Raw genomic sequence first — 1,301 nt, 5'->3', positions numbered from 1 at the left:
GGTGTATGGAACTGGGACATAGGTAACAGGTGTATCGGGACATGGGTAACACTCTGGAGACGTTTTTTCCGGAGCTGGCCATGTCGTGGAACCCGAGAGATACCGTGAACCTACGTCTGGAATTTGTTCGGCTTGCCCTGCAGAAAGGCGCAAACCGTCGCGAGTTGTGCCAGCGTTACGGCATCAGCCCGAAGACCGGCTACAAGTGGCTCAACCGGTACGCACAGTCTGGCGAAGCCGGGCTGGAAGACCGCTCGCGCAGGCCGCTATCCAGCCCGAACCGTACGACCTGCGAGATTGAGCAGCGGGTGGTTTCGCTACGTAATGAACATCGATGGGGTGGACGCAAACTCGAACGGCGGCTGCGTGATCTCGGCGAGCCTGTCGTGCCCACGGCGGGCACCATGACCCGGATTCTGCATCGACACGGCCTGATCGTGCCCGAGGCATCCCTGGCGGCCGCGCCCTGGAAGCGCTTCGAGCACGAGCAGCCCAATGATCTGTGGCAGATGGATTTCAAGGGCTGGATTGAACTCATCGATGGCCGGCGCTGCTCGCCGCTGACCGTGCTCGATGACCATTCACGCTTTAACATCGTGCTCGACGCCTGTGGTCCGACCGACACGCAGGTCGTACGCCGGCGGCTGCGCGAGGCGTTCCGCCGCTACGGGCTGCCGTTGCGCATCAACGCCGACAACGGCTCGCCATGGGGAAGTCCTGCCCAGCCAGGACAGCTCACCACGCTGGGCATCTGGCTGATCCGTCTGGGCGTGAAGATCTCGTACAGCCGCCCGGCACATCCGCAGACCAACGGCAAGGACGAGCGGTTTCACCGTACGCTGAAGGCTGAACTGCTCAGCGGCAGGCACTTCGCCAGTTTCTGTGGCGCACAGCGGGCATTCGACACCTGGCGTATCGTCTACAACACGCAGCGCCCGCATCAGGCGCTGGACATGGACACGCCAATCACGCGTTACAGGCCGAGTCCACGCCCCTATCCCGAGCGGCTACCGCCGCTGCAGTATGGCGACGCAGATACCGTCGTGCGGGTGCGCGTCAATGGCGAGCTGCGCTTCATGTCCCGACGCTTCAAGGTCTCAAGCGCGCTTGAGAATCTTCCCGTTGCCATCCGGCCAAGCACAACGCAACCTGACTGCTACGACCTTTACATTGCCCATCATCATTTCGATACCATCAACCTGAACCTGACGAAATGACCGGCTTAATGTGTTACCCATGTCCCGATACGTGTGTTACCCATGTCCCGATACGTGTGTTACCCATGTCCCGAGTCCATACAC

Annotated in this window: 1 protein-coding gene; it reads left to right on the top strand. The window is 61.0% G+C overall.

All coding sequences use genetic code 11. The features are described 5' to 3' along the window. Positions 1-80 precede the first annotated feature (80 nt). Entirely contained in the window at positions 81-1,217 is a 1,137-nt protein-coding gene (locus PQR54_RS38810; RefSeq protein WP_408255430.1) for an IS481 family transposase, read from the top strand. The last annotated feature ends 84 nt before the right edge of the window (positions 1,218-1,301 follow it).

Origin of the sequence: Paraburkholderia phytofirmans (assembly GCF_046028095.1) — a bacterium.
GTDB classification, from domain to species: domain Bacteria; phylum Pseudomonadota; class Gammaproteobacteria; order Burkholderiales; family Burkholderiaceae; genus Paraburkholderia; species Paraburkholderia phytofirmans_A.
This window is presented reverse-complemented; position numbering and strand designations above follow the sequence as displayed.

Bases quoted from the DNA above. Each gene is read 5' to 3' on its own strand.
- PQR54_RS38810 (WP_408255430.1), top strand. From the start codon at position 81: ATGTCGTGGAACCCGAGAGATACCGTGAACCTACGTCTGGAATTTGTT.